Raw genomic sequence first — 2,591 nt, 5'->3', positions numbered from 1 at the left:
CGTGCCCGAGGAAAGGCCGTGGATACTCGAATCTTGCGTGGCGGACCTGACGAGCAGGTCCCTCCGGAAAAAATCCCACCGACGTCGTAGGGGCAATTCATGAATTGCCCCTACCAGTGGGATTTCGTGGTCGGGGCGGAGGATCGGGTTCCACCGCGATCGGCGAACCCGATTCCATCCGGATCAACGGCAAGGCGGTGAAGGCTAAAGCCTTCACCGAAAAGCGGCGATGAATCGCCGCACTCCATATGGAGTGCGGGGCTTTAGCCCCGCTTTCGGCGCGGGACTTCAGTCCCCGCTAAATACCAACGGATGATCCAACGTCAAACGAGCGGACGTGACAAGCACGTCCCTCCGAAAAAAACGGACCTGACAAGCAGGTCCCTCCGAAGGATGTCTCGGAGGGGCACGCTTGTCGTGCCCGGGGAAGAGGGATGGGTGATCAATCGGTGTTCCTCGGACGTGACAGGCACGTCCCTCTGAAAGGTCGGAGGGGCACGCTTGTCATGCCCGACGAAAAAGAATGGATTATCGATCGGTGTGCGACGGCCCCGACAATCGGATCCCTCCGACATTGTAGGGGCAATTCATGAATTGCCTCTACCGGAGCGCGAGTGAATTGGGATGGATCATCCAAGGCTGGCATGCGGACCCGACAAGCGGGTCCCTCCGATATGCGGACCTCCATTGTGTGGATTGGAGGGTCGGGTTCCACCCCGATCGGTCATCGTGGTGCGATCCGGGCCGACGGCAAGGTTGTGAAGGCTAAAGCCTTCACCGAAAAGCGGCGATGAATCGCCGCACTCCACATGATGCGCGTGGTGCGTCGACGCACGTTCGTAGGACGAAGAAACTTTCCCGGGGACTTTGACTTGCAGGGATGGTTTTGTTACCATGATAGAGGGATGGAAGTTTTGACCTCGTTTTCACTGTTCGCCGACGCAGGTTTCGGCTGGGAAGCAGGAAGTCTCCGGAGAGAGGGAGCTTTGGGATCCGGCCGACGCCGACGAGAGGTGAAACGGGACCGTTAACTTCGGAAGTGCAGGGCAATAGCCGACAAAGGCGAAAGGTTGGGAAATTGGTGTTGGGGGGACCCGGAGCCTGATCCGTTCCGGGGCAGCGGTTCGGCTCATCACGGTCCGAAGTGCTTCGGTTCCTGGCAGCTAATCTGCCGAATGACTCTCAGATAGGCGTGTGGCGATGGAAGTCAAATTAGAAGTCGCAAACGGCAAGTACGCCGGAAGATCCGTTCGGGTGACCGGCCCCAAGTTCTTCATCGGCCGGGGTGAAGATTGCCAGCTTCGTCCGGCCAGCGATCTGGTCAGCCGCCATCACTGCGTCATCATCATCGAAGGTGACTATGTGGCGGTGCGGGACCTGGGCTCCAAAAACGGCACGTATGTGAACGGCCAGCGCGTGCGGACAGAGATGCAACTCCGGGACGGAGATCGCCTCCTGGTGGGCGTGCTGGAATTCATCGTGCGGCTGGGTGAAGGTGCCAAGGTCAAGCCCAAAGTGCAGAGTGTCCGCGAAGCAGCGGCGCGGGCGGCGTCTGCCAGCTCAACGGAGTTCGATGTCGAGCAGTGGTTGAGTGATGAGAAAGCGCCGTCCGAGGGTGCTTCTCACGCGGAAACGCGCACGATTCAAATCGACCAGCCCAAGGACACGGCAGAACCCACACCGGCTCCCCATCACAGCCCGGAAAAGCCGGTCGATGAGGAAACCCGCCAGGCTCTGGCCAGTCTCTTCAGCGAAGAGAATCAAGGTCAGAGCGAGGACGTTCCGAAGAAACAAGGGGATTCGGGCAAATTCCAGAAGCCCAAGCCCCAGGACACGCGTCAAGCCGCTGCCAACGTGTTGAAGGCGTTTTTCCGCAAGACGTGAGGAAGAAACTTCCCGGGGGTGCACAGTGGCCGACGAAGCCCGTCACAATCAGGAAAACAAAAAGATTGCCGGTCTGTTGGGGATTGGTCTCGACAACGACGATGGCCAAACCCGGATCACGCGGGGAAAGAATTTCGTCCTCTGGGGTGGCAGCAAGGACACCCACGCCGTGATGCAGGAGACGGCCATCAAGGTCAACGAGCGCCTCGAACAGAGCGGGAAGCGACTGGAAGACGTCTCGCTGCGGGAACTGCGCGACATCATTCACGATGTGACGGAGTCGATCGGCATCAAGCGGCCGGAATGATCCCCGTTTACATCGGCGACCACATGACCCGGCAGAGTCTCGGCCGGGTCATTTTTATATTCACGGTCGGCTTTCCGCGTTTTCGCCGCCGTTCTGGAGACTCTTTAGCCAGGAGTCCCATTCCTGTGCCGTGATCGGCCCGAGTTTTTCCCGCGTTGTGGTGATGGCGTAGTCCACCAATCGCCGCATGAGTGGGTCGCGCAGGTGGTCACGGATCGGCCAGAGCTGATTGAGGGCGTCGGCGGCCTCGCGATATCGCTTTTGCAACACATAGACCCCTGCTATCCCCGCCAGGCCGAAGGCCCGAAGTTCTGGTTCCGAATTCCCCATTGCGGCAAGTTCCTGAGAGAGCTGGAGGGCTTCATCCAGGCGATCTTCCCGAAGGTAAATCTGGGCCAGA

At 59.3% G+C, this 2,591-nt stretch carries 3 protein-coding genes; 2 read left to right on the top strand and 1 reads right to left on the bottom strand.

The window, feature by feature from the left end; genetic code table 11:
• The first annotated feature begins 1,200 nt into the window (after positions 1 to 1,200).
• A complete protein-coding gene (locus H5U08_RS15410) occupies positions 1,201 to 1,884 on the top strand; it encodes an FHA domain-containing protein (RefSeq protein ID WP_297035008.1) in 684 nt (227 codons plus the stop codon).
• A 25-nt stretch (positions 1,885 to 1,909) separates the two neighbouring features.
• Positions 1,910 to 2,191 (top strand): hypothetical protein, encoded by a 282-nt coding sequence (locus tag H5U08_RS15405; protein ID WP_297035006.1) that lies wholly within the window; start codon positions 1,910 to 1,912, stop codon positions 2,189 to 2,191.
• Positions 2,192 to 2,251: 60 nt separating this feature from the next.
• Here H5U08_RS15405 and H5U08_RS15400 read toward each other — a convergent pair.
• A partial coding sequence (locus H5U08_RS15400) for a hypothetical protein (RefSeq protein WP_297035003.1) occupies positions 2,252 to 2,591 on the bottom strand: 340 nt, incomplete at its 5' end.

Source organism: Thermogutta sp., from assembly GCF_014359955.1.
GTDB lineage: Bacteria > Planctomycetota > Planctomycetia > Pirellulales > Thermoguttaceae > Thermogutta.
The sequence above is the reverse complement of the archived record's forward strand: the minus strand, read 5'-3'. Positions and strand labels throughout refer to the sequence as shown.

Coding starts and splice junctions, on each gene's coding strand:
- H5U08_RS15410 (WP_297035008.1), top strand. CDS start 1,201: ATGGAAGTCAAATTAGAAGTCGCAAACGGCAAGTACGCCGGAAGATCC.